The organism is Micromonospora sp. RV43, assembly GCF_001029515.1.
GTDB lineage: Bacteria > Actinomycetota > Actinomycetes > Mycobacteriales > Micromonosporaceae > Micromonospora > Micromonospora aurantiaca.
Genome location: NZ_LEKG01000035.1, coordinates 12,467 through 32,199, shown reverse-complemented (window position 1 = coordinate 32,199; position 19,733 = coordinate 12,467). Strand labels below are relative to the sequence as shown.

At 70.2% G+C, this 19,733-nt stretch carries 23 protein-coding genes, 2 tRNA genes and 1 other RNA gene; 12 read left to right on the top strand and 14 right to left on the bottom strand.

Annotated features, from left to right (window positions below; genetic code table 11):
- Positions 1-54: 54 nt before the first annotated feature.
- Entirely contained in the window at positions 55-795 is a 741-nt protein-coding gene (locus ABD52_RS11655; RefSeq protein WP_047891808.1) for a M23 family metallopeptidase, read from the bottom strand.
- A gap of 171 nt (positions 796-966) precedes the next feature.
- On the opposite strand from ABD52_RS11655, the gene ABD52_RS11650 reads away from it, so the two are divergent.
- The 4 genes from ABD52_RS11650 (at position 967) to ABD52_RS11640 (ending at position 2,766) form a co-directional block, all read left to right on the top strand.
- Positions 967-1,263, top strand: a complete 297-nt coding sequence (locus ABD52_RS11650) for a hypothetical protein (protein ID WP_013289066.1) — start codon at positions 967-969, stop codon at positions 1,261-1,263.
- Between the two features lie 72 nt (positions 1,264-1,335).
- Entirely contained in the window at positions 1,336-1,506 is a 171-nt protein-coding gene (locus tag ABD52_RS40170; protein WP_018786529.1) for a hypothetical protein, read from the top strand.
- Positions 1,507-1,628: 122 nt separating this feature from the next.
- The gene (locus tag ABD52_RS11645; protein ID WP_047891807.1) at positions 1,629-2,150 is read left to right on the top strand and encodes a tRNA adenosine deaminase-associated protein; all 522 of its coding nucleotides are present in this window, start codon (positions 1,629-1,631) and stop codon (positions 2,148-2,150) included.
- 148 nt (positions 2,151-2,298) lie between these two features.
- The gene (locus ABD52_RS11640) at positions 2,299-2,766 is read left to right on the top strand and encodes a nucleoside deaminase (RefSeq protein ID WP_030274955.1); all 468 of its coding nucleotides are present in this window, start codon (positions 2,299-2,301) and stop codon (positions 2,764-2,766) included.
- A gap of 12 nt (positions 2,767-2,778) precedes the next feature.
- Here ABD52_RS11640 and ABD52_RS11635 read toward each other — a convergent pair whose 3' ends face one another.
- The 3 genes from ABD52_RS11635 to deoD all read right to left on the bottom strand — a co-directional run bounded on the left by ABD52_RS11635 (position 2,779) and on the right by deoD (position 4,701).
- Positions 2,779-3,246, bottom strand: a complete 468-nt coding sequence (locus ABD52_RS11635) for a thioesterase family protein (protein WP_013289063.1) — start codon at positions 3,244-3,246, stop codon at positions 2,779-2,781.
- Positions 3,243-3,881, bottom strand: a complete 639-nt coding sequence (locus ABD52_RS11630) for a TetR/AcrR family transcriptional regulator (RefSeq protein ID WP_013289062.1) — start codon at positions 3,879-3,881, stop codon at positions 3,243-3,245. Before ABD52_RS11630 ends, ABD52_RS11635 begins: the two co-directional genes overlap by 4 nt.
- A 112-nt stretch (positions 3,882-3,993) precedes the next feature.
- A complete protein-coding gene (gene deoD, locus ABD52_RS11625) occupies positions 3,994-4,701 on the bottom strand; it encodes a purine-nucleoside phosphorylase (RefSeq protein WP_047891806.1) in 708 nt (235 codons plus the stop codon).
- Positions 4,702-4,776: 75 nt separating this feature from the next.
- On the opposite strand from deoD, the gene ABD52_RS11620 reads away from it, so the two are divergent.
- Positions 4,777-4,863: transfer RNA gene (locus ABD52_RS11620), tRNA-Ser, on the top strand.
- Between the two features lie 104 nt (positions 4,864-4,967).
- Here the strand turns inward: ABD52_RS11620 and ABD52_RS11615 are convergent.
- The 7 genes from ABD52_RS11615 to ABD52_RS11590 form a co-directional block, all read right to left on the bottom strand.
- Positions 4,968-5,519: a hypothetical protein gene (locus ABD52_RS11615; RefSeq protein WP_225319525.1), complete on the bottom strand. Its 552-nt coding sequence runs from the start codon at positions 5,517-5,519 to the stop codon at positions 4,968-4,970.
- Between the two features lie 220 nt (positions 5,520-5,739).
- Complete coding sequence (locus tag ABD52_RS11610; RefSeq protein ID WP_047891805.1) at positions 5,740-7,122, bottom strand: hypothetical protein; 1,383 nt, start codon at positions 7,120-7,122, stop codon at positions 5,740-5,742.
- A 10-nt stretch (positions 7,123-7,132) separates the two neighbouring features.
- Entirely contained in the window at positions 7,133-7,510 is a 378-nt protein-coding gene (locus ABD52_RS39035; protein ID WP_041799133.1) for a hypothetical protein, read from the bottom strand.
- 259 nt (positions 7,511-7,769) lie between these two features.
- Positions 7,770-8,291, bottom strand: coding sequence for a hypothetical protein (locus tag ABD52_RS11605; protein ID WP_047891804.1), 522 nt, complete (start codon positions 8,289-8,291; stop codon positions 7,770-7,772).
- Positions 8,288-8,902: a hypothetical protein gene (locus ABD52_RS11600; RefSeq protein WP_047891803.1), complete on the bottom strand. Its 615-nt coding sequence runs from the start codon at positions 8,900-8,902 to the stop codon at positions 8,288-8,290. Before ABD52_RS11600 ends, ABD52_RS11605 begins: the two co-directional genes overlap by 4 nt.
- 51 nt (positions 8,903-8,953) lie before the next feature.
- Positions 8,954-9,466 (bottom strand): NUDIX domain-containing protein, encoded by a 513-nt coding sequence (locus ABD52_RS11595; RefSeq protein ID WP_047891802.1) that lies wholly within the window; start codon positions 9,464-9,466, stop codon positions 8,954-8,956.
- A 21-nt stretch (positions 9,467-9,487) separates the two neighbouring features.
- Positions 9,488-9,949: a hypothetical protein gene (locus tag ABD52_RS11590; RefSeq protein ID WP_235437441.1), complete on the bottom strand. Its 462-nt coding sequence runs from the start codon at positions 9,947-9,949 to the stop codon at positions 9,488-9,490.
- Positions 9,950-10,296: 347 nt separating this feature from the next.
- Between ABD52_RS11590 and ABD52_RS11585 the strand changes: the two genes are divergently transcribed.
- Together ABD52_RS11585 and ABD52_RS11580 are read left to right on the top strand one after the other, a co-directional pair.
- Positions 10,297-10,629: a YciI family protein gene (locus ABD52_RS11585; protein ID WP_030273827.1), complete on the top strand. Its 333-nt coding sequence runs from the start codon at positions 10,297-10,299 to the stop codon at positions 10,627-10,629.
- Positions 10,626-11,846: an RNA polymerase sigma factor gene (locus ABD52_RS11580; RefSeq protein ID WP_047891801.1), complete on the top strand. Its 1,221-nt coding sequence runs from the start codon at positions 10,626-10,628 to the stop codon at positions 11,844-11,846. The genes ABD52_RS11585 and ABD52_RS11580 overlap by 4 nt, the downstream gene beginning before the upstream one ends.
- A 71-nt stretch (positions 11,847-11,917) precedes the next feature.
- On the opposite strand, the gene ABD52_RS11575 is transcribed toward ABD52_RS11580, so the two are convergent.
- From ABD52_RS11575 to ABD52_RS11565, 3 genes are all read right to left on the bottom strand, one after another.
- Positions 11,918-12,634 (bottom strand): hypothetical protein, encoded by a 717-nt coding sequence (locus tag ABD52_RS11575; protein ID WP_053065365.1) that lies wholly within the window; start codon positions 12,632-12,634, stop codon positions 11,918-11,920.
- Positions 12,635-12,704: 70 nt separating this feature from the next.
- Positions 12,705-13,274, bottom strand: a complete 570-nt coding sequence (locus ABD52_RS11570; RefSeq protein ID WP_047891800.1) for a hypothetical protein — start codon at positions 13,272-13,274, stop codon at positions 12,705-12,707.
- Positions 13,275-13,399: 125 nt separating this feature from the next.
- Positions 13,400-13,484 (bottom strand) — tRNA-Ser (locus ABD52_RS11565).
- Between the two features lie 81 nt (positions 13,485-13,565).
- Between ABD52_RS11565 and ffs the strand changes: the two genes are divergently transcribed.
- From ffs to ABD52_RS11545, 5 genes are all read left to right on the top strand, one after another.
- An RNA gene (gene ffs, locus ABD52_RS37820) (signal recognition particle sRNA small type) lies at positions 13,566-13,655 on the top strand.
- Between the two features lie 107 nt (positions 13,656-13,762).
- On the top strand, positions 13,763-16,729 hold the full coding sequence (locus ABD52_RS11560) for a DNA polymerase III subunit gamma and tau (RefSeq protein ID WP_047891799.1): 2,967 nt from the start codon (positions 13,763-13,765) through the stop codon (positions 16,727-16,729).
- A 108-nt stretch (positions 16,730-16,837) separates the two neighbouring features.
- Positions 16,838-17,146, top strand: coding sequence for a YbaB/EbfC family nucleoid-associated protein (locus tag ABD52_RS11555; RefSeq protein WP_013289051.1), 309 nt, complete (start codon positions 16,838-16,840; stop codon positions 17,144-17,146).
- An 8-nt stretch (positions 17,147-17,154) separates the two neighbouring features.
- Positions 17,155-17,748, top strand: coding sequence for a recombination mediator RecR (gene recR, locus ABD52_RS11550; RefSeq protein WP_013289050.1), 594 nt, complete (start codon positions 17,155-17,157; stop codon positions 17,746-17,748).
- A gap of 322 nt (positions 17,749-18,070) precedes the next feature.
- On the top strand, positions 18,071-19,732 hold the full coding sequence (locus ABD52_RS11545; RefSeq protein ID WP_013474955.1) for an ABC transporter substrate-binding protein: 1,662 nt from the start codon (positions 18,071-18,073) through the stop codon (positions 19,730-19,732).
- Position 19,733 lies beyond the last annotated feature (1 nt).

Genomic DNA, 19,733 nt, shown 5'->3' with positions numbered 1-19,733 from the left:
CTGGAACCTACGCGCATACGCCGTCCGCCGCGTGGCCCCGCAACCGCGAGTCGGTCAGCCGCTGCGGGTGGACCGGCCGGGCGAGGCCGGGCAGCCGTGCTTGCGCTGCCAGGCGGTGACCTCGGCGACCGGCGAGCGGTTGCCGCCCTTGCGCCACGAGTTCAGGTACGGCGCCGGCCAGACCACGCCCCGGCGGATCCACCAGTCGTCCGCGCCCGTGCATTTCGGGGAGAGCCCGAAGTGCAGGTGGCAGACGTTGTTGGCGTTGCCCGTACGGCCCACCTTGCCGAGCTGCTGCCCGGCACGCACCCGTACCCCGGCGTCGACACCCGCGGTGATCGCGCTCAGGTGCGAGCCGTAGTAGCGCACCCCGTCGTCGCCGAGCAGCGAGACGGAGAGCCCACCGTTGTCCGGGCCCAGCGGCCCGCGCTTGTCGAACCGGTCGACGCGGCTCACCTCCAGCACGACGCCGTCGGTCACCGCCACCACCGGTTCCCCGCAGTCGGCGAACACGTCGGTGCCCGGGTAGCCGCCGTGCGTCGGGTGGTAGTCGACGTTGCCGGCCCGTACCGGGAAGACCCGCTTCACGTCGGTGCGCGCCGGCGGCGGCGTGGCGGACGAGGAGGCGACCGGCGGGGCCGGGTCGGCGGGCTGCGCCGCCGTCGCGATCGGACTCGGTTCCTGCCACCTGTCGGCGCGCCCGGTAGGGGCGCCGCACCCGGCGGCGAGCGCCGCGACGAGCAGCAGGACCGGGTACGCCGGCCGCGTGCGGCGTCCGATCGATGGCGAGCGCATCCGGTCATCCTGACAGACCACTACCGTAGGGACGAAAGCTGAAGCGGGACGGACGGTCCGGGAAAGGGGGCGGCGGTGACGCACGGGTGGCACGGCGGACCCGAGGGGACCGGTCCGGGGGCGTTCCCGCCACCGCGTACGCCCTCGGGGCTGTTCCCGTCGAGCACGTCGATGCGGCCCAGCTACCGCGAGCCGTACCCGATCACCGGCGCCGGCGTCGCTGTCGGTGCGCTGGTCGCGTTCGCCTGGTTGCTGTTGTTCGGGCTGGTCGGCGGCGGCGTCGCCGGTTACGCCTGGTGGACGCTGCTGGCCGGCGGCCTGGCCTGGCTGGCCGCCGCGGTGCTGGTCCGCCACGGCGACCGGGGGGTGGCGACGGGCGTGGCGATCGTCACCGCGGGTGGCTGGAGCATCGCCGCAGCGATAGTCGCGATGCGGTGGGCGCAGACCGGGGACTGGCCGCTCTGGTGACCTTCGGTGCCGGTTTCGCTGCGTAGCGAAGGCCACCTTGACGTACGCCTGAGGACGGTCCACGCTCGCGGTATGGCCTGGACCACACCGCCGCGGCTCGACCCCGATCGGAGCCGCCGACGCCTGCAACTCCTCGCCGAGTTGGCCGGTGCCCGTGCGGTACAGCAGCGCCAGCGGCCGCAGCGGGCCCGCACCGAGCGGCTGCGCCAACTCATCGCCACCCGCCGGCGCGTCGTCGGCTGACCGGCTTTCTCTTCAGGAACGGCCGGCCCATACGGGGCGTTGACCGCTCGCCTGCCGACCCGACCGGTTAACGTGCATCGCGTGACGTGTCGGCGTGCTGCCGAGGCTGATTTGGGGGGACCGTGTCGTACTTCGCTGCTGCCGTGGCGCGCGTCGACGGCGGCTGGACCGCCGGTGAGGTGAGCCTGCGGGGCGTCACCGACATCGAGGAGGTCGCCGACCGGCTGCGCGACGTCGAGCCGGACGCCGACCTCTCGCTGCTGTTCGTCGAGGCCGACGACACGTACCTGGTCATCCTGCGCCTGGACGAGGGGGAGGACCTGCGGGTCTTCGGCTCGGACTCGGCGTACGCGGAGGAGTCCCGGCTGGGCGCGCTGCTCGTCGGCGACCTGAAGACCTCGGTGACCGGGCTGGAGGAGGTCGACGAGCCGCGCGCCTCCGGCGACGACGACACCGAGCAACCCGCTGTCGACCCGGAGGCCGACCCGGTCGGTGACGCCGACCTCCTCGCCGACCTGGGCATCCCGGCGCAGAAGCTGCTGGCGCTCTGCGCGCACGAGGGCTCCATGCCGGCCGACGTGACAGCCGAGATCTGCCAGGTGCTCGGCTGCGCGGACGAGGTCGAGGAGCTGCGTGAGGTCTGAGCCCGGGGAGTCCCTGACGCCCGGCGCCGCCGAACCGGCCGACGCGACAGATCCGGCGCTGGAGACCGTACGCCCGGGGCAGCCCACCCCCGGCCGGGCCGGGCGCGTCGGTCCGGGCGCCGACGAGGCGCTCGCCGACCCGGGCGCGATCGGCCGCCGGCAGCGGCACGAGCTGTGGATGCGCCGGGCCCTGGAGGTCGCGGTGACCGGCCCGGACGATGCGACCCCCGACGCCGACGACGTGCCGGTCGGCGCGGTGCTCTACGGACCCGACGGCGCCGAGCTGGCGATCGGACGCAACGAGCGGGAGCTGACCGGCGACCCGACCGCGCACGCCGAGGTGCTGGCGTTGCGCCGGGCCGCGCAGCGGCTGGGCCGCTGGCGGCTGGACGACTGCACGCTCGTGGTGACGCTGGAACCGTGCACCATGTGCGCCGGGGCGATCGCGCTGGCCCGCGTCTCGACAGTGGTGTTCGGCGCCTGGGAACCCAAGACGGGCGCGGTCGGGTCGCTCTGGGACGTGCTGCGCGACCGCCGCGTCACGCACCGCCCCGAGGTGTACGGCGGCGTACTGGAACGCGAGAGCGCGACGTTGCTGCGCGCCTTCTTCCGCTGAGGATTTCCGGTCTCAGGCGTCGGCCGGGGCGGGGCGCAGCAGCGTCGCGGCGACCGCTCGGCCGACCTCGGTCCAGGCGGTCGGGCGCAGCGTGGCCGGGTCCAGCCGGACGATCGACCGGGTGCCGGTGGCGTGCACGGTCGCGCCGTCCACCGAGCGGAACTCGAAGGCGTAGCGGGCGCTGCTGGTGCCGAAGTGTTCGAGCCAGAAGTGCACAGCCACCGTGCCGACGCCGACGACCGGCGCCTGGTAGGTGATGGTGAACTCACGGACCGCGTGGAACACGTCGGGGGTGGCGTGCACGTCGCCCCGGAAGGCGACGCCACGCTCGGCCCAGTAGGGCGTCAGGGCGCGTTCCAGCAGCACGGCGTAGCGGGCGTTGTGCAGGATGCCCATGGCGTCGAGGTCGTCGAAGTGCACCGGCACGTGCTCGACGTGCCCGAACTCGGCGACCTGCCGGTCAGCGGTGGCGTGGCTCATGACTGGCCTTCCGGTAGCAGGGTCGGATCCGGGCAGAGCGCCCGCAGCCGGGTCAGCAGGCCCTGGCGGGCGTGCCGGTAGGTGGCGTCCGGGTCGAGCAGCCGGGACCGCATCACCGCGCTGATCCCCAGCGCATCGATCTCGTACGCGAGCAGCGGCACGTCCAGGTCGGCGGGAAGCTCGCCGAGGTCGACCGCCTCCTGCACGAGGCGCTCCAGCAGTGCGGTCCACCTGGCGAACGCCTCGGCGAGCCGGTCCCGGACCGGGCCGGGACGGGCGTTGTACTCGAACTCGGTGTTGGCGAAGAAGCAGCCGCCGGGCAGCACCCGGGCGGCGTAGAAGTCGATCCGGGCCTCGTGCAGCGCGCGCAGCCGGCGTACGCCTCGTGGCGCGCTCAGAGCGGGGGCGACGATCCGTTCCTGCCACTGCGCCACGGCCCGGTCGACTGTGGCGAGTTGCAGTGCCTCCTTGGAGCGCCAGTGCGCGAAGAGGCCGGACTTGCTCACCTCCAGCCGGTCGGCGAGCTGGGCCAGGGACAGGCCGTGCAGGCCGACCTCGGTCGCCAGCGCCACTGCGGTGTCCAGCACCGCGGTGCGGGTGCGGTCGCCGCGGGCGACGCGGCCGTCGGAGGTCATGCGATCAGCCTAGGGGAAACAAGCACGACCGGTCGTATTTATTTTTGTGACCCGGGTAACGCGCAACCGCCCCGCCACCGAGCGGTGACGGGGCGGCCCTGGAGCGATCAGGTCAGGCGATGATGGTGTCCAGCGCGATCTCGACCATCTGGCCGAAGGTCTGCTCACGCTCCTGCGACGTGGTCTTCTCGCCGGTCTTGATGTGGTCGCTGACGGTCAGGATGGTCAGCGCGCGGGCCTTGAAGCGCGCCGCGATCGTGTAGAGCGCCGCCGACTCCATCTCCACCGCCAGCACGCCGTAGTCGGCCAGCCTGTCGTACAGGTCGGGCCGGTCCGTGTAGAAGGCGTCCGCCGCCAGGATCGGCCCCACCCGCATGCTGATGCCGCGCCGCTCGGCCACCTCGACCGAGGTACGCAGCAGCCCGAAGTCGGCCACCGGGGCGTAGTCGATCAGCCCGTCGAAGCGCATCCGGTTCATGTTCGAGTCGGTGGACGAGCCGATCGCCGCCACCACGTCCCGCAGTTGCAGATCCTCGGTCAGGGCGCCACAGGAGCCGACCCGGATCAGCGACTTCACGCCGTACTCGTTTACCAGCTCGTGGGCGTAGATCGAGGCGGACGGCATGCCCATGCCGGAGCCCTGGACGGACACGTCGACACCGTTCCACTTCCCGGTGAAGCCCAGCATGCCGCGCACCGTCGTGTAGCAGCGGGCCCCCTCCAGGTAGGTCTCCGCGATCCACTTGGCCCGCAGCGGGTCGCCCGGCATCAGGACCCGCTCGGCGATCTCTCCCGGCTCAGCGCCGATGTGCGTACTCATGGCAAAGATCCTGCCAGGCCGGGCCGAGGGATACCGGTTCGGCGTCCAAGCCGGCGGTCCTGTACCCTCGTCGGCGGTGGCGTGTCCGAGTGGCCTAAGGAGCACGCCTCGAAAGCGTGTGAGGGTTTACGCCCTCCGCGGGTTCAAATCCCGCCGCCACCGCTCGTGAACAGCGAGAACGCCCGGTCGATCCGCGAGGATCGCACCGGGCGTTCTCGCATCCCGTCACGAAGGAGCCGTCGGTGCGGCCAGCGTCGCCGCGCCTGTCACCGCACGCCGGGCCCGAAGCCTGTCGCGCTCATGGCGCGTATCACCGCAGGCGAGTCGAGCAGCCGTACCGCTGACTCGACGCAGAGTCCGCGAATGCACACCTCGAGCGGGTTGGCCGCCGGGAACAGCAGTTGGCCGTCCCGTTGTCGCCAGGCCTTCACCAGATCCGACGACCTGACGAACTCGAGCTGGGAATAACTGTGACTGCGGCCGCGCAGCGCATCGGCACCGAAGTCGCAGATTGCCAGGACGGTGAGCATCAGAGTGTCTTCGATGCTCCCGTCCTGGCCGGTCGGGTCGTCGACGTCGCTTCGCATCGCCAGCCGGAAGGCGCATCGTCCGGATGTGTAGCCGGTGTCGAGGAGGGAGCCGTCGAGGACCTTCTTCGAGAGGAGGGCTTCGACGGCGTAGCCGGCTGCTGTCGACGTCGACCGCGTCCTGCCGAAGGTGCCCTCCGCTCCTTCGAGTTGCCTCGTCTCGCCGCTCCTGATGACTCCGGTCTCCTGGATCGCCCACTCTGCCGGCACGCGCATGGTGGGGATGCTCACGACTCCTGGATGGCGGACGTTCCCCTCACTGCTCCGAATGCCGACCAGTACCAGCTCCGGGTCGTCGGCGGGCACCATGACGAGACCGATCACTGCTTGGGGAAGATCATTCGGTGCCCGGCGTCGAATCGTCGACGCCTCATCTCGAAGCCACATCGGTCCTCGCTCGAAGAATATCGATCTAATTCGTTGGCTTGTGTTTTCGGATAGGTCGGCGTGGTCAGTGACTGGCGGCAATTGGGCGAGCCAGAATGGTGGTGCGGAACCATCCCTCGCGCTGCGTCAACAGACGATTCAAACGATCAGTATACGCCTCGGTGTACAGGTCGGACTGGCTGACCACGAGGAGGTTCTCCTCCCGGTCCCAGTCCTCGGCTGCGACGAGTTCGTCGAATGGCTCATGCCGGTTGAGCACCAACTCGAACACGGCGAAGCCGAGTTGTGAGCCGTCCGCCGTGGAAACGACCTGGTATCCGTGGAACTGGAATCGGCTCTCCGGGGCATCGAGGCCGCAGCAGATGAACAACTCCCGCTGCGCTGCGCGTATGAACGCCTTCACCGGGACCCCGAGCGGGCCATCGGTTCTGGTTGCCTGCCACATCGCGTCGGTGGCGGCATCCACGTGCCGGTCGGCGAATACCGGAACTCCCAGTGCGGTAGCCAGGTCCTCCTCAAGGAGCCTGCTGGTGATGAGCGAATATTTTCCGAAGGAGTCGGTGTCCGAGAACTCGTTGCGCTGCCTGAGCATGACGACCGGGCCGCGGTTGGTGTTCGCGCGGATCATCACGGCCGCCACTGGCATGCAGGCGGGACGGGCCTGCCCGCCGGTCCCGTACGGCTCGAGGCCGTGTACGACGAGGTAAGGCGTCTTCTCGTCGTGCCGGCCTCCCGGCGGTGGGGGGCCGTTCACATCGCTCGCTTCGATCAGGTCACAGCGCACCTGCCGGATCGCCAGCTCTTCGCAGCCTTCGATCAATCGGCTGTGCATGTCATTTAGAATGGGATAGTTGTCGTCCGTCTCCTCGACCACCAGAAGGGGAAGGTCGTTGCTCTGATGGCCGGCCCCTATTGTCAACCAGAACTCTTTACGGCCTGTACTGCGGACGGTGACGTGCATCAGCATTTCCAAGAAATAGTGACGCATCCCCAGCAACTGCAATGCTTTGCTCCGCCTGGCAGCGGCGGCGGGGACCGCCCGCGCCTGCTGACGAGCGCAGTTTCGGATCGTGTCCACGGCCGCCTGCCAGTCCCGTACGACCGGCCCGAGCCCGACTCCGCTGCGCCCGGTGAGAATCATTGACGGCGTCGGTGTGACGTAATGCAGGCTGTCCCACGGGAAGTCCTTTTCGCTCTTGCGTACCTCCGCGGCAACTGTTGACATCGCCAGTACTACGCTCCGGCTGGCGATTCCGCATATCGAGATCTTCGAGCCCTCGCGTAACGTACGTTCCAGCTCGGAGCGCCGGTTCGCCTCCGGCGGCCCCACCAGATACTGGCTCCGTCGCAAAGCGTTCGACGACTTGGACGTGGCGGGGCCGGTTTTCCCCATCAATTCCTCGGTGAGCCGAAGATCCTCGTTGCCCCTGCCCCCATGATTTGCCATGTCGCTGTCCTCAAAGATGTGAACGATAGACGCGGGAGACCTCTCGGATCATGACCGTCCATTGCCGCAGGATGTCTTCCTCGTCGGCGTCTGATCTCGCCACCGCATTGGCGAGGCTGAGGCATGCCTCGCGAGCTGCCTGGTCCTTCAATCGCGCGGCCGACAGCACCAACCGACGACGTACCGCCGATTCCGATTCGGTCAAGGCGCGATAGACGCTGATGTCCTCGAACAGTCCCAGTATCTCGTCACATCTCGCACGTTGGTCCTCCCTTCTCCGCCGTCGACTCTCTCCCGACCCCGCAATCATCGGCGCGACAAGACCCGCGATCAGCCCTACGAGTGCCATGACTGCGGGAATGAGGGCTGGAACGACGGGCTGGTCCATGGCCTCCCCAGATCACGGTGCGCGACACGTAGGCGGACATCGAGATGGCCCCGTCATGGGCACCAATGCGGCCATTATCACATGAAAATGAAGCGCAGAGAATCGTCCAATCAGGCCGTACCGGCGTCAGAGCTCAGGGCTTCGCTATTCGATAAGCGGCAGACCTGATAAATCGTCCCATTGGTCGAGCGTGGGTCGTTGAGCCGAGGCGCCGGAAGCGGCCGGGTGGAGGGCTGTGCCCGGCGGTCGCTGCCGAGCGTCAGCAGGGGCCGTAGCCCTCGTCGAAGAGGCGGCGGGCCCAGTCCGCGTACCCGGCGATGATCTCGCGGACGGTGACGCCGTCGTGCAGGAACAGGTACGCGCGGTCGCCCTCGCGGGCGAGCAGCCCGGCGAAGCGGTGACTGCCGGGCGGTGCCGGCAGGTCGACGGCGCCGGGATACGCGGCGCGGGCCTCGCCCACCGGTGAGCCGGCGCTGATGCCCTCGGGCGTGCTCATCGGGTCGTCGAGCCACAGCAGGACGAGCCGGTCGTCGACGAAGATCGGGCTGACCGAGCCGTGCCCCACAAGCGCGGGCCCGCATGCCTCCTCGTCGGCGCGCAGCACGCCGCGCCGGGTCAGGGCCGCCTCGGTGTCGCCGAACTCCGCGTTGCGCAGGCCCTCCAGACTCACCACCTGGGCGGCGCCGACCGGGCGGGTGGGCCACTGTGGATGAACGCCGCTGCCGGCTGCGGACGCGGCAGCAAGCATCGCGGCAATAAAGCCGAATTGTCGTAGTTTCATGCAATCCCCCAGTCACCAACGGGACCGGGGCGATGAGGTTGCTGCTGCGGGTCGGATTGGCGAAGTTCCCACTCTTCTGCCAGTTCGTCCCAGTAGTCGGCGGACAGTCCGCGGCGGCCGTGCGCCAGCCAGCCGTCCGTGTCGCGTTCCAGGTGCAGGCCCAGCTCGGCGAACGGGTCGATCCACGCGCCCGGCTCCGCGCCCAGCCGGGCCAGCGCCGTGTTGATCGGCCACTCGGTACGCGGCCGGTCCAGCGCGGCGTCGTACCGCGGGCCCCAGCTCACCTCGCCGCCCAGCCAGACCACCGCCGACTGGTGGCCCAGGCCGCCCGCGAACTCCGCCTCCAGGTACGCCACCGGGCCGCTCCTCGACCAGCGGGCCAGCACCTCCGCGAGGGGCGGCGACAGCACCAGCCGGAACGGGCGCTCGGCGCGCGGCTCGTCGGTGGCGTAGTCCGGCAGGCCGCCGGTCAGTTCCTGCACCAGTTGCGGGGTGACCGGCAGTAGCGCGAAGTCCTGGCGGAGCGCGGCGAGCACCGCGTGGTCCAGGTCGGCGGTCTGCTCGCGAAGCAGCTCGACGTCGGCGACCACGGCGCTGAGCTGGTAACTCATCCGGTCCTCTCGGCGTCCACAGGCTGTGGATGGAACATGTGTACGAGGGTCTCAGACGGTTCCGTTGGTCAGGTACCTCGGGCGTCCGTCGCTCAGCGCGGCCACCGCGTGACGCAGCCGATGCCAAACGTACGGGCGAAGCAGCGCCTGCGCATCATCGAGCGCAACGAATCGGGCGTCGGCCAGCTCGCCGTCAGCCGGTTTCAACGGCTCGGCGGGAGGCAGTGCGCCGCCGTCGAAGATGAACATCAAGCTGTCGTCCCACGGGCCGTGCGGTGCCACCCAGTCCACGACCAGCAACGGTCCGACGCGCAGTTCGAGACCCAACTCCTCGCGTAGCTCCCGCTCGGCGGCCAGGTGCGGCGGCTCATTCGCCTCGGCCATGCCGCCCGGCAGGTCCCAGTCGGGCTTGTAGCGCGGATCTACCAACAGGATGTCGCCGTCACCGTTGCGCAGCAGTACGTCGGCTCCCACCCGCTTCCGGGGCTGCCGCGCGTTGCCCTCGGCGAGGTGGACCTGCCAGGCTGCCGGATCTCGCTCGTACAGGGGACGCTCGTCGGCCATACCGACGATTGTCGGCCGTCCTCACGCCGTCGGCAGCGGCAGCGCCACCCATCTCCGCTCCCGGATGGCGTCGCGAAGCCGGTCCAGAAGCTGTGGCACGTCCGGGCACCGGACGGCATGCGACCGCAGCAGCAGTGCGAGATGTCTTAGCTGGTCGAGGACAACGGCCGACCCCAGCCCGTGGGTGAGTTCGACGGTCTGGTGCGTCAGGTCGCACGCCTCCTCGATCCGGGCCTGCCCGACGAGCGCGGTGGCCAGGAGCATCCGGGCGAGCGCCTGACTCCGCACCCGGCCGCCCGGCCGCTCGGCGACGTTGCCGTTGAGGATACGAAGAGCGGCCGTGACGTCACCGAGGCGAAGTCCCGAACCAGCCAGCGACAGTGGTTTGGGGCAGCGGCTGTCGCCCGTGATAGGGATGGTGACGGTAGGCGCGGACAACGCGACCGAGGTGCCGATCCGCAAGCGCATGGCGAAGCGGTTCATGGGACCAGAAGCTGGGTGGAACGTCGGGAGCAACGACGATGCGGTCCCGCTCCGCTCGTTGACAGGGAGCGCACCGTCCCGAGCCGTTGTCGGCAGCCAGGTTGGCGCCGCAACGCGCACACCTGCTTGGCCTTGATGCCGCGATCACTCACTTATTCAATCTGCTCAGTGACTGTCGGTTATGCACGCAACGCATAACCGGGCCATGACTACGACGAGAGCTTTGACGTGCCACGTACGAGAATTGCGTGATCGACCTCGTCAGGGCTGTCGGATCGGGGTGGCGGCGTTCGTAGCCGGGGTGACGGCGGCCCGGCCCGCGGCCGGCGAGAGTGAAAGAGGAACCGATGGCGCAGTACCTGATCTCCGTACTCGACGACACGACCGGCTCGGCCACCGACGCGGAGATGGCCGCGATCGGTGAGTTCAACGAGCGGTTGCGAGCCGACGGCCACTGGGTCTTCGCCGGTGGGCTCGCGGCGCCGGAGACGGCCACGGTCGTGGACGCGCGAGGCGGGAGTCCGCTGCTCACCGACGGGCCCTACCTGGAGACGAAGGAGTACGTCGGCGGGTTCTGGATCATCGAGGCGCCGGACTTCGACGTGGCGCTGCCGCTCGCCGCGCTGGCGTCGCAGCGGTGCAACAGGCGGGTCGAGCTGCGGCCGTTCCTGGGCGCGTGACCGACGTCGGCGAGGCGCTCACCCGGGTCCACCGCGAGGAGTGGGCCCGGGTCGTAGCCACGCTCGCCCGGCGCATCGGCGATCTCGACGTCGCAGAGGAGATGACAGCCGAGGCGTTCGCCGCCGCCGTCGAGCGGTGGTCAGCCGACGGCGTACCGCCGAACCCCGGCGCGTGGCTCACCACCACCGCGTACCGCAGGGCCGTCGACCGGATCCGGCGCGAGAGCCGGCGGGAGGACAAGCACCGGGAGGCGCTGATGCTGGCCGACGTGCCGGAACCGCTCGGTGTCATCGACGACGACCGGCTCCGTCTGATCTTCACCTGCTGCCATCCGGCGCTGGCCATGGAGGCGCGGGTGGCGCTGACGCTGCGCCTGGTCGGCGGGCTCACCGTGCCCGAGATCGCGCGGGCCTACCTGGTTCAGGAGGCCGCCATGAGCAGGCGGATCACCCGGGCCAAGACGAAGATCAAGGCGGCCGCGATCCCGTACCGGGTGCCGTCCCGCGAGGACCTCCCGGCCCGGGTCACCGGCGTGCTCGCCGTTCTCTACCTGATCTTCAACGAGGGCTACCTCGCCTCCGACCCGGGCAAGGAGGCGGTCCGCGCCGACCTGACCGCCGAGGCGATCCGGCTCACCCGGCTGGTCCGCACGCTGATGCCCGACGACCACGAGGCCACCGGGCTTCTGGCGCTGATGCTGCTCACCGAGGCGCGCCGGCCCGCCCGGGTCTCCGCGACGGGCGAACTCGTCGTCCTCGCCGAGCAGGACCGCAGCGCCTGGGACCGCGAACTCATCGCCGAGGGGCACGCCCTGGTCCGCGCGTGCATCGCCGCCGGACGGCCGCCGGGCCGCTATCAGATCCTCGCCGCCATAAACGCCGTCCACACCGATGCGCGCGACGCGCGGGACACCGACTGGGCGCAGGTCGCCGCGCTCTACGACCATCTGGTACGCGTCGACCCGTCGCCGATCGTGCGGCTCAACCGGGCGGTGGCGGTCGCCGAGCTGGACGGGCCGCAGGTGGCGCTGGCGGAGGTGGACGGGTTGCCGCTGGAGGGTTACCACGCGCACCACGCGACGCGGGCCGAGTTGTTGCGCCGGATGGGACGGGGCGGGGAGGCGCGGGCGGCGTACGACCGGGCGATCGAGCTGGCTGGGAACAGCGCGGAGACGGCTTATCTGAAGCGGCGGCGGGACCAGTTGGGCGGCCGATGAACGCCCGCGCGAACCGGTCAACCGGTGCGGACGAAGCGGAGGGCACCGATGACGCGGCGCAGCCCGCGCTGCTACTGGCCGAGCTCTCTCGCACACGGTGAGCCGTGCACGCCCCACCATGCGTCGATGCTCACCCCGTGCCCGAGGCTGGCATCCACGGCGTGGTGCAGGCCGAGGTCGACGATGCGATCGTCGTACGGGCTGAACGGAAGCGCGGGGTCCGCCCCCAGTACCGGACCGAAGGAGTCGAGCAACGGCTTCCAGAGGTTGGTCCACGTGCGACCAGGGCCGGTCGTGAGACTTACCTGCATCCATACCGGGCCGGGGTCAGCCGGAACGAGATGCGCCGCCAGCAATCGATCCCGCAGCTCCTCTTTCCATGCCTTGTGTTCGTATGACCCGACCATGTGAGTGGTGAACTGCGGGACCGGGGCGCCCGCCTGCGGCACCGCGGGCCCCACGGCCAGCGACGACCGAGCCGCGTGAACCTTTCGGCCGAACACCGCAGCGAGTCGGCCCGCGCCTATTCGTTGTGCCACCGGGCAGAGAAAGTTGTCCAGGTCACGTCCACCCGCGATGAGCGTCACGTTCTCCGGGAGGCCGACAACCATCTCGATCGCCAGCGGGCCGTCGACGCCCGCTCCCACCGGCTCGGCCAGCGTTGCGACATGATCCAGGAACCGGGACAACCTCACCTGGCTCGGATGCCCCGCGCGCTCCCAGCTCGCCAGTTCAGGCTTTATTTGCAGCGTCATCGGCTGGCTCGGACGCTGGTACAGCCGCCCCACTTACGAGATTCTCCGACCACTCTGCCGGGGCCGCAAGGCTGTCGTGTGACCCCGTGGCCGCCGATCTCGTTCAACCCTCGCCGGGTGTCCGCACGGTGAAGAGCTTGGCTTGAATTCGATCCTTGAGGATGTCGAAGGGCCCGACGGACTCTTGGACGTCGAGAGCGATGTTCTCGTCCGAGTGCCGGTAGTCGTCGTAGTAATCCGAGTAACGCTTCCCTGGAGGGCCCGCAACGACAGGGTCGGCGTAGGCGAGGACGATGTACTTGGACAGCCCTGGGACCGACTTGCGATCGTGGAGTTGCTGAACGCACCTCTGGAACTCGTGCAGGTTCTGAGGGCTGGGGCCACCCTTGAAGCCGGACGAGACTCCTGTATAGGGATCAAACCGCTGCGGGTGCACGTAGAACTTGAACTCGACGAACGCCTTCTCCTCGCCGCGATGCACGACGAGGTCGATCCGCTCGCACTCCACGAACGGCTGCACGCCCTCGTCGACGCCAGGCAGATGCCGGCAGAAGAAATAGCGAAAGACCGACTCGTTCCAACTGGCCAGCGACGCCCGTCGGAGCTCGCCGGGCATGAACTCGATGGTGCGGAGGAAGGTTGATCGGACAACCCCGTCCAGGCTCTGCCCCACCGACGGAACGTATCAGCCCGGCGGCTGAACAACGTTGAGGACAGAACGGCGAACCGGTGACCTTGGAGACGACGAAGGGCCGGTCCCGATGGGGCCGACCCTCGCGTTCGTGCTGCTCAAGAGAGCGGAGGATACGAGATTCGAACTCGTGAGGGTGTGAACCCAACACGCTTTCCAAGCGTGCGCCCTAGGCCTCTAGGCGAATCCTCCGCGAGCCAGGATACAGGTCCCGCAACGGCGGGCCACCCCACCCTCCCGGAAGATCCACAACCCTTCGGGTAGGCTTGGCGTCACCTCCCGTGCGGCGGTACCTCGTGAACCTCCCCAGGGCCGGAAGGCAGCAAGGATAAGCGAGCTCTGCCGGGTGCACGGGAGGCCTTTCTGTCTCCCGGGCCGGGTAACGTCGCTGCGGGTCGGGTCACGGGGTGGTGGGTGGTCACCCGGGGCCGACCGGCGCAGAATGGCTCGGTCGAGAGGAGGCGGGACGGGTGGCACTGGCCCTTTACCGCAAGTACCGGCCGCGGACGTTCGCCGAGATGATCGGCCAGGAGCAGGTCACCGAGCCGCTGTCGCAGGCGCTGCGCAGCGGGCGGCTCAACCACGCCTACCTCTTCTCCGGTCCGCGGGGCTGCGGCAAGACCTCCAGCGCCCGGATCCTGGCCCGCTCCCTCAACTGCGAGCAGGGCCCCACCCCCGAGCCGTGCGGGCAGTGTGACTCGTGCCGCGGGCTGGCTCCCGACGGCGGCGGCTCGATCGACGTCATCGAGATCGACGCGGCCAGCCACGGTGGTGTCGACGACGCCCGTGAGCTGCGCGAGAAGGCGTTCTTCGCCCCGGCCCGCAGCCGCTTCAAGATCTACATCATCGACGAGGCGCACATGGTCTCGTCGGCCGGCTTCAACGCGCTGCTCAAGCTGGTCGAGGAGCCCCCTGAGTACGTCAAGTTCATCTTCGCCACCACCGAACCGGAGAAGGTCCTCGGCACGATCAAGTCGCGGACCCACCACTACCCGTTCCGGCTGTTCCCGCCGAAGGTGGTCCGCCCCTACCTCGAACAGCTCTGCGAGGCGGAGGGCGTCAAGGTCGAGCCGGCGGTCTTCCCGCTGGTGGTGCGTGCCGGCGGGGGCAGCATGCGCGACAGCCTCTCCGTGCTCGACCAGCTCATCGCGGGCGCCGGCCCGGAGGGCGTCGGCTACGCCCGGGCCGCCGCGCTGCTCGGTGTCACCGACGCCGCGCTGATCGACGAGATGTGCGACGCGCTCGCCGCCGGTGACGGTGCCGCCGCGTACGCCACCGTCGACCGGGTCGCCGAGGCCGGGCACGACTCACGCCGCTTCGCCTCCGACCTGCTGGAACGCCTCCGCGACCTGATCGTCCTGCAGCAGGTGCCTGATGCCGCGGCCAGGGGCCTCATCGACGGCCCGGCCGACCAGATCGAGCGGATGGCCGCCCAGGCCCAGCGCCTCGGCCCGGCCACGCTGTCGCGCTGCGCCGACATCGTGCACAACGGCCTGGTCGAGATGCGCGGCACCACCGCGCCCCGGCTGCTGCTGGAACTGATCTGCGCGCGCATGCTCCTGCCCGGCGCGGACGACTCGTCCGGCGGCCTGCTCCAGCGCCTGGAGCGGATGGAGCGCCGGCTGACGCTCGGGGGCGCCGAGCTGCCGCCGGCCGCCGCCGACCCCGCGCACCCCACCCAGACCCAGGGGGTACGCCCGGCGGCTCCCGCCCCGGGCGCGGCTGCCGCCGCGGTCCACGCGGATTCCGCCGGCACGCCGGCGGCTGCCGGCGCCCCGACCGGCGCCGCCGCCGCACGTGCCGCTGCCGCCGCTGCGGTGGGTGCCCGGAACGCCGCACCCGGTTCCCGTCCGGCTCCCGCCGGGACGGAGCCGGCAGGCGACCCGGAGGCTGCTTTCCGCGCTCCGGCCGCTCCCGAGCGAGCCGCCGTCGATCCGGCCGCTTCCGGCTCGCCCGCTGCCGCCTCTGATGCTCCCGCCGCTGCCCGACGTCCGGTACCGCCGTCCGCTGTGATGCCCGACCCGGCCACTCCCGAGCCGCCCCGCCCCGGCGCGGCGAATCCCGGCGCCCTCGACGCGGTCGCGGTGCGCCGCGTGTGGCCCGAGGTGGTCGGCAAGGTCAACCGCAGCAACAAGCGAATCGCCGCGCTGATGCGGGACGCGGTGGTACGCGACCTGGACGGCGACACGCTCGTGCTGACCGTGAAGTCGACGGTGCTGGCGAAGATGATGGCCGACCACGCCGCAGTGCTGACCGACGCGCTCTACGAGGAACTGGGCGGTCGCTGGCAGATCCGCTGCGAGGTGGCGGGCGAGCGTGGCGCGTCCTCGCTCGGCGGCCCCTCTCGCCCGTCCGGAGCGAGCCGTCCGCAGGCCGACGCCGCACCGGCCCGCAGCGCGTCCGACAGCGCTCCGGCCCGTCCGCAGGCCGACGCCGCACCGGGCCGCAACGCGCCCGAGAGCGCCCCGGCCCGCCCGGCGGCCGCCCCGTCCGGCCCGGCGTCCGACACCGGGTCCGGTCGCCCGGATTCCGGGGCGGTAGGTACTGCTCAGGGCCGTCCGGACGCCGACGCGGCCGATGCGGGACCGAGCCGTCCGGGCTACGACTCCGGACTCAACCGTCCCGGCTCCGACGCGGGACCGGGCCGCCCGGGTTCGGCCCACGCCGGGCCAGGCCGTCCTGACTCCGGTGTCGCCGGACGTCCGGCAACCGACGCCGTCGGCGGCGCCCCGGGACAGCCGGTGTCCGGCTCGGGCAGCGCCACGGGCAGCCGAGCCACTGGCAACCCGGCCACTGGTAGCCAGGCCGGGGGACCGGCGGGCCGGGCAGGCGCGGGTTCGCCCGACGCCTCGCACCGTTCGACGGCGACCCCTGCGGCAGACCAGACCGAGGAGGACTGGCCGGAGCCGGCCCGACCCGGTGGCACGGCCTCGGCCACCGGCACCGCCTCGGCCGCGAGCGGCGGCGACGGGGAGGACTGGCCGGCTGCGGCCCGTCCGGGCGGGGGCACGGCTACCGCTACCGCGCCTGTCGTCGTACCCAAGCCTGCGGCACCCGCGGCGGCGCCGGCGCCTGCCGCTGCGGCGAGGCCGGCGGGGGCGAAGAACAGCGCGATCGCGGCGGCGCGTGCGGCCGCGGCGGCTGCTGCTGCGGGCGGTGGTCCCGGCAAGGGGCCGCGCGCGGCGCAGCCGGCGCGGAAGACGGCCGATGCCGAGTGGGCGGGCGAGCCGCCCTACGACCCGGACTTCGACGGCCCGGTGCGAGGTGGGGGCGCGCCTGCGGCGGCACCCGCCTACGAGGGATTCGACCCGGGCGACGAGCCGCTGGACGACGTGATCGACGAGCGGACCGCCCGGCAGTCGAGCGAGGAGCAGGCGGTGCAGTTGCTGCGCGAGACGTTCGGCGCGGAGAAGATCGACGAGGTGGACGCGCGCTGAGCGCGCGCCGACCGCGATTCAGCGGTGCCGTGGCCCGACTAGGCTGGGCGCGGCCGAGCAGACGAGTGGAAGAAGGAGCGGTCCGTGCGCCCAGGTGGACAGCCGAACATGCAGCAGATGCTGAAGCAGGCGCAGAAGATGCAGCAGCAGATCGCCAAGGCCCAGGCCGAGCTGGCCGAGGCGGAGCTGACCGGCACCGCCGGCGGGGGTCTGGTCACCGCGACGGTCGCCGGTACCGGTGAGCTGAAGGCGATCAAGATCGACCCGAAGGCGGTCGACCCGGAGGACGTCGAGACGCTGGAGGACCTGGTGGTCGCGGCCGTGCACAACGCCGCCGAGGCGGCCCGCGAGCTGACCGAGAAGAAGATGGGCCCGGTCGCGGGCGGCATGGGCGGCCTCGGCCTGTCCGGGTTCTGAGCCGGCAGATGTACGAGGGTGCCATCCAGGATCTGATCGACGAGCTGGGCCGGTTGCCGGGCGTGGGCCCGAAGAGCGCCCAGCGGATCGCGTTCCACGTGCTGTCGGCGGATCCGGCCGACGTCAACCGGCTGGCCGGCGCGCTACGCAAGGTCAAGGACCTGGTCCGGTTCTGCACGACCTGCTACAACGTGGCCGAGTCGGAGCAGTGCCGGATCTGCCGCGACCCACGGCGTACCGACGAGGTGCTCTGTGTGGTCGAGGAGCCGAAGGACGTGGTGGCGATCGAGCGGACCGGCGAGTTCCGCGGGCGCTACCACGTGCTCGGCGGCGCGATCAATCCGCTGGAGGGCATCGGCCCGGACAACCTGCGGATCCGTGAGCTGATGACCCGCCTCGGCGGCGGCGAGGTCCGCGAGCTGATCCTCGCCACCGACCCGAACACCGAGGGCGAGGCGACAGCCACCTATCTGGCGCTGATGGTCAAGCCGATGGGGATCGCGGTGACCCGGCTCGCGAGTGGACTGCCGGTCGGGGGCGACCTGGAGTACGCCGACGAGATCACGCTGGGCCGGGCCTTCGAGGGCCGACGGGCCGTCTGAATCCAGTCGTGCCGCCTCCGGCGGGTGCCCTGCGGGGTGCCCGCCGGACGTGTCTCCGGGCCGGAACGGGATGCTCGTCGATCTAACAGGAACGTGCGTCCGGGACCGGATCGACGTAATAAATTCGGCCTTCTAGCCGACGAAACCTCGGCGATGGATGGGATTCTCCTTCGATTCGTATGCCTCGTTGCGGAACAGACACGATTCGATACCAACCCGCCCCCCGCCCGTTTCCGCGCCGTCCACCCGAGGGCTAAGGTCTGCGCACATCGGTGACCCTGTCACCACGTTGTCCGTACCCCCAAGGACGAGGTGAAGCACCATGCGTGCATCCAGGCCGAAGGTCGCAATCGCGGCCATCGCGGTCGCGGCCCTCGCGGTTGCAGGCTGCGCCGAGAGCGACCGTGAGAGTGGCTCCGGAGATAGCAAGAAGGACACCCTCGTCTTCGGCGTCGCCGGAGACCCGAAGGTGCTCGACCCCAGCTTCGCCAGCGACGGTGAGTCGCTGCGCGTGGCGCGCCAGGTCTTCGAGACCCTGGTCCGTCCGGAGGAGGGCGGCACCAAGGTGACGCCGGGCCTCGCCGAGTCCTGGACGCCGGATGCGGCGGGCACGACCTGGACGTTCAAGCTCCGCTCGGGCGTCAAGTTCCACGACGGCACCGACTTCAACGCCGAGGCCGTCTGCGCCAACTTCAACCGCTGGTACAACGCCAAGGGCCTCATGCAGAGCCCGGACGTGACCGCGTACTGGCAGGACGTCATGGGCGGGTTCGCCAAGAACGAGAACCCGGACCTGCCGCCGAGCCTCTTCAAGTCCTGCACCGCCAAGGACGCCACCACTGTGGACCTGGCGTTCACCCGGGTCTCCAGCAAGATCCCGGCCGCGCTCATGCTGCCGTCGTTCTCGATCCAGAGCCCCAAGGCGATGGAGCAGTACGACGCCAGCAACGTGACCGGCACCGCCGAGGACATCAAGTACCCCGCGTACGCGATGGAGCACCCGACCGGCACCGGCCCGTTCAAGTTCAAGGCGTGGGACATCGCGAACAAGTCGCTCACCATCGAGCGCAACGACGACTACTACGGCGACAAGGCCAAGCTGAAGACCATCATCTTCAAGACGATCTCGGACGAGAACGCCCGCAAGCAGGCGCTCCGCTCGGGTGACATCCAGGGCTACGACCTGGTCGGCCCGGCGGACGTGGAGCCGCTGAAGAAGGAGGGCTTCAACGTCCTCACCCGGCCCGCCTTCAACATCCTCTACCTGGCGATCAACCAGAAGGGGAACCCGAAGCTGGCCGACCTGAAGGTCCGGCAGGCCATCGCGCACGCGCTGAACCGGCAGGCCCTGGTCGACTCGAAGCTGCCCCCGGGCGCCAAGGTCGCGATGAACTTCTTCCCGGACACCGTCGAGGGCTGGAACGGCGACGTCACCAAGTACGACTACAACCCGGAGAAGGCCAAGCAGCTGCTGGCCGAGGCCGGCGCGTCGAACCTGACGCTGAAGTTCCACTACCCGACCGAGGTCACCCGGCCGTACATGCCGAACCCGAAGGACATCTTCGAGCTGCTCTCGGCGGACCTCAAGGCGGTCGGCATCAACGTCCAGGCCATTCCGCTGAAGTGGAGCCCGGACTACCTCAACGCCACCACCTCCGGCAACAAGCACGACCTGCACTTCCTCGGCTGGACCGGTGACTACGGCGACGCGTACAACTTCATCGGCACCTTCTTCGACCGCCCGAAGGACGAGTGGGGCTTCAACAACCCCCAGCTCTTCGCGCAGTTCAAGGACGCCGACACCACCGCCGACGCGGCGGCCCGTACGGAGAAGTACAAGGCACTGAACAAGACGATCATGGACTTCCTGCCGGGCGTGCCGATCTCGCACTCCCCGCCGGCGATCGTGTTCGGCAAGGACGTGACCGGGATCAAGGCGAGCCCGCTCACCGACGAGCGGTACGCGACCGCAGAGTTCAAGTGAT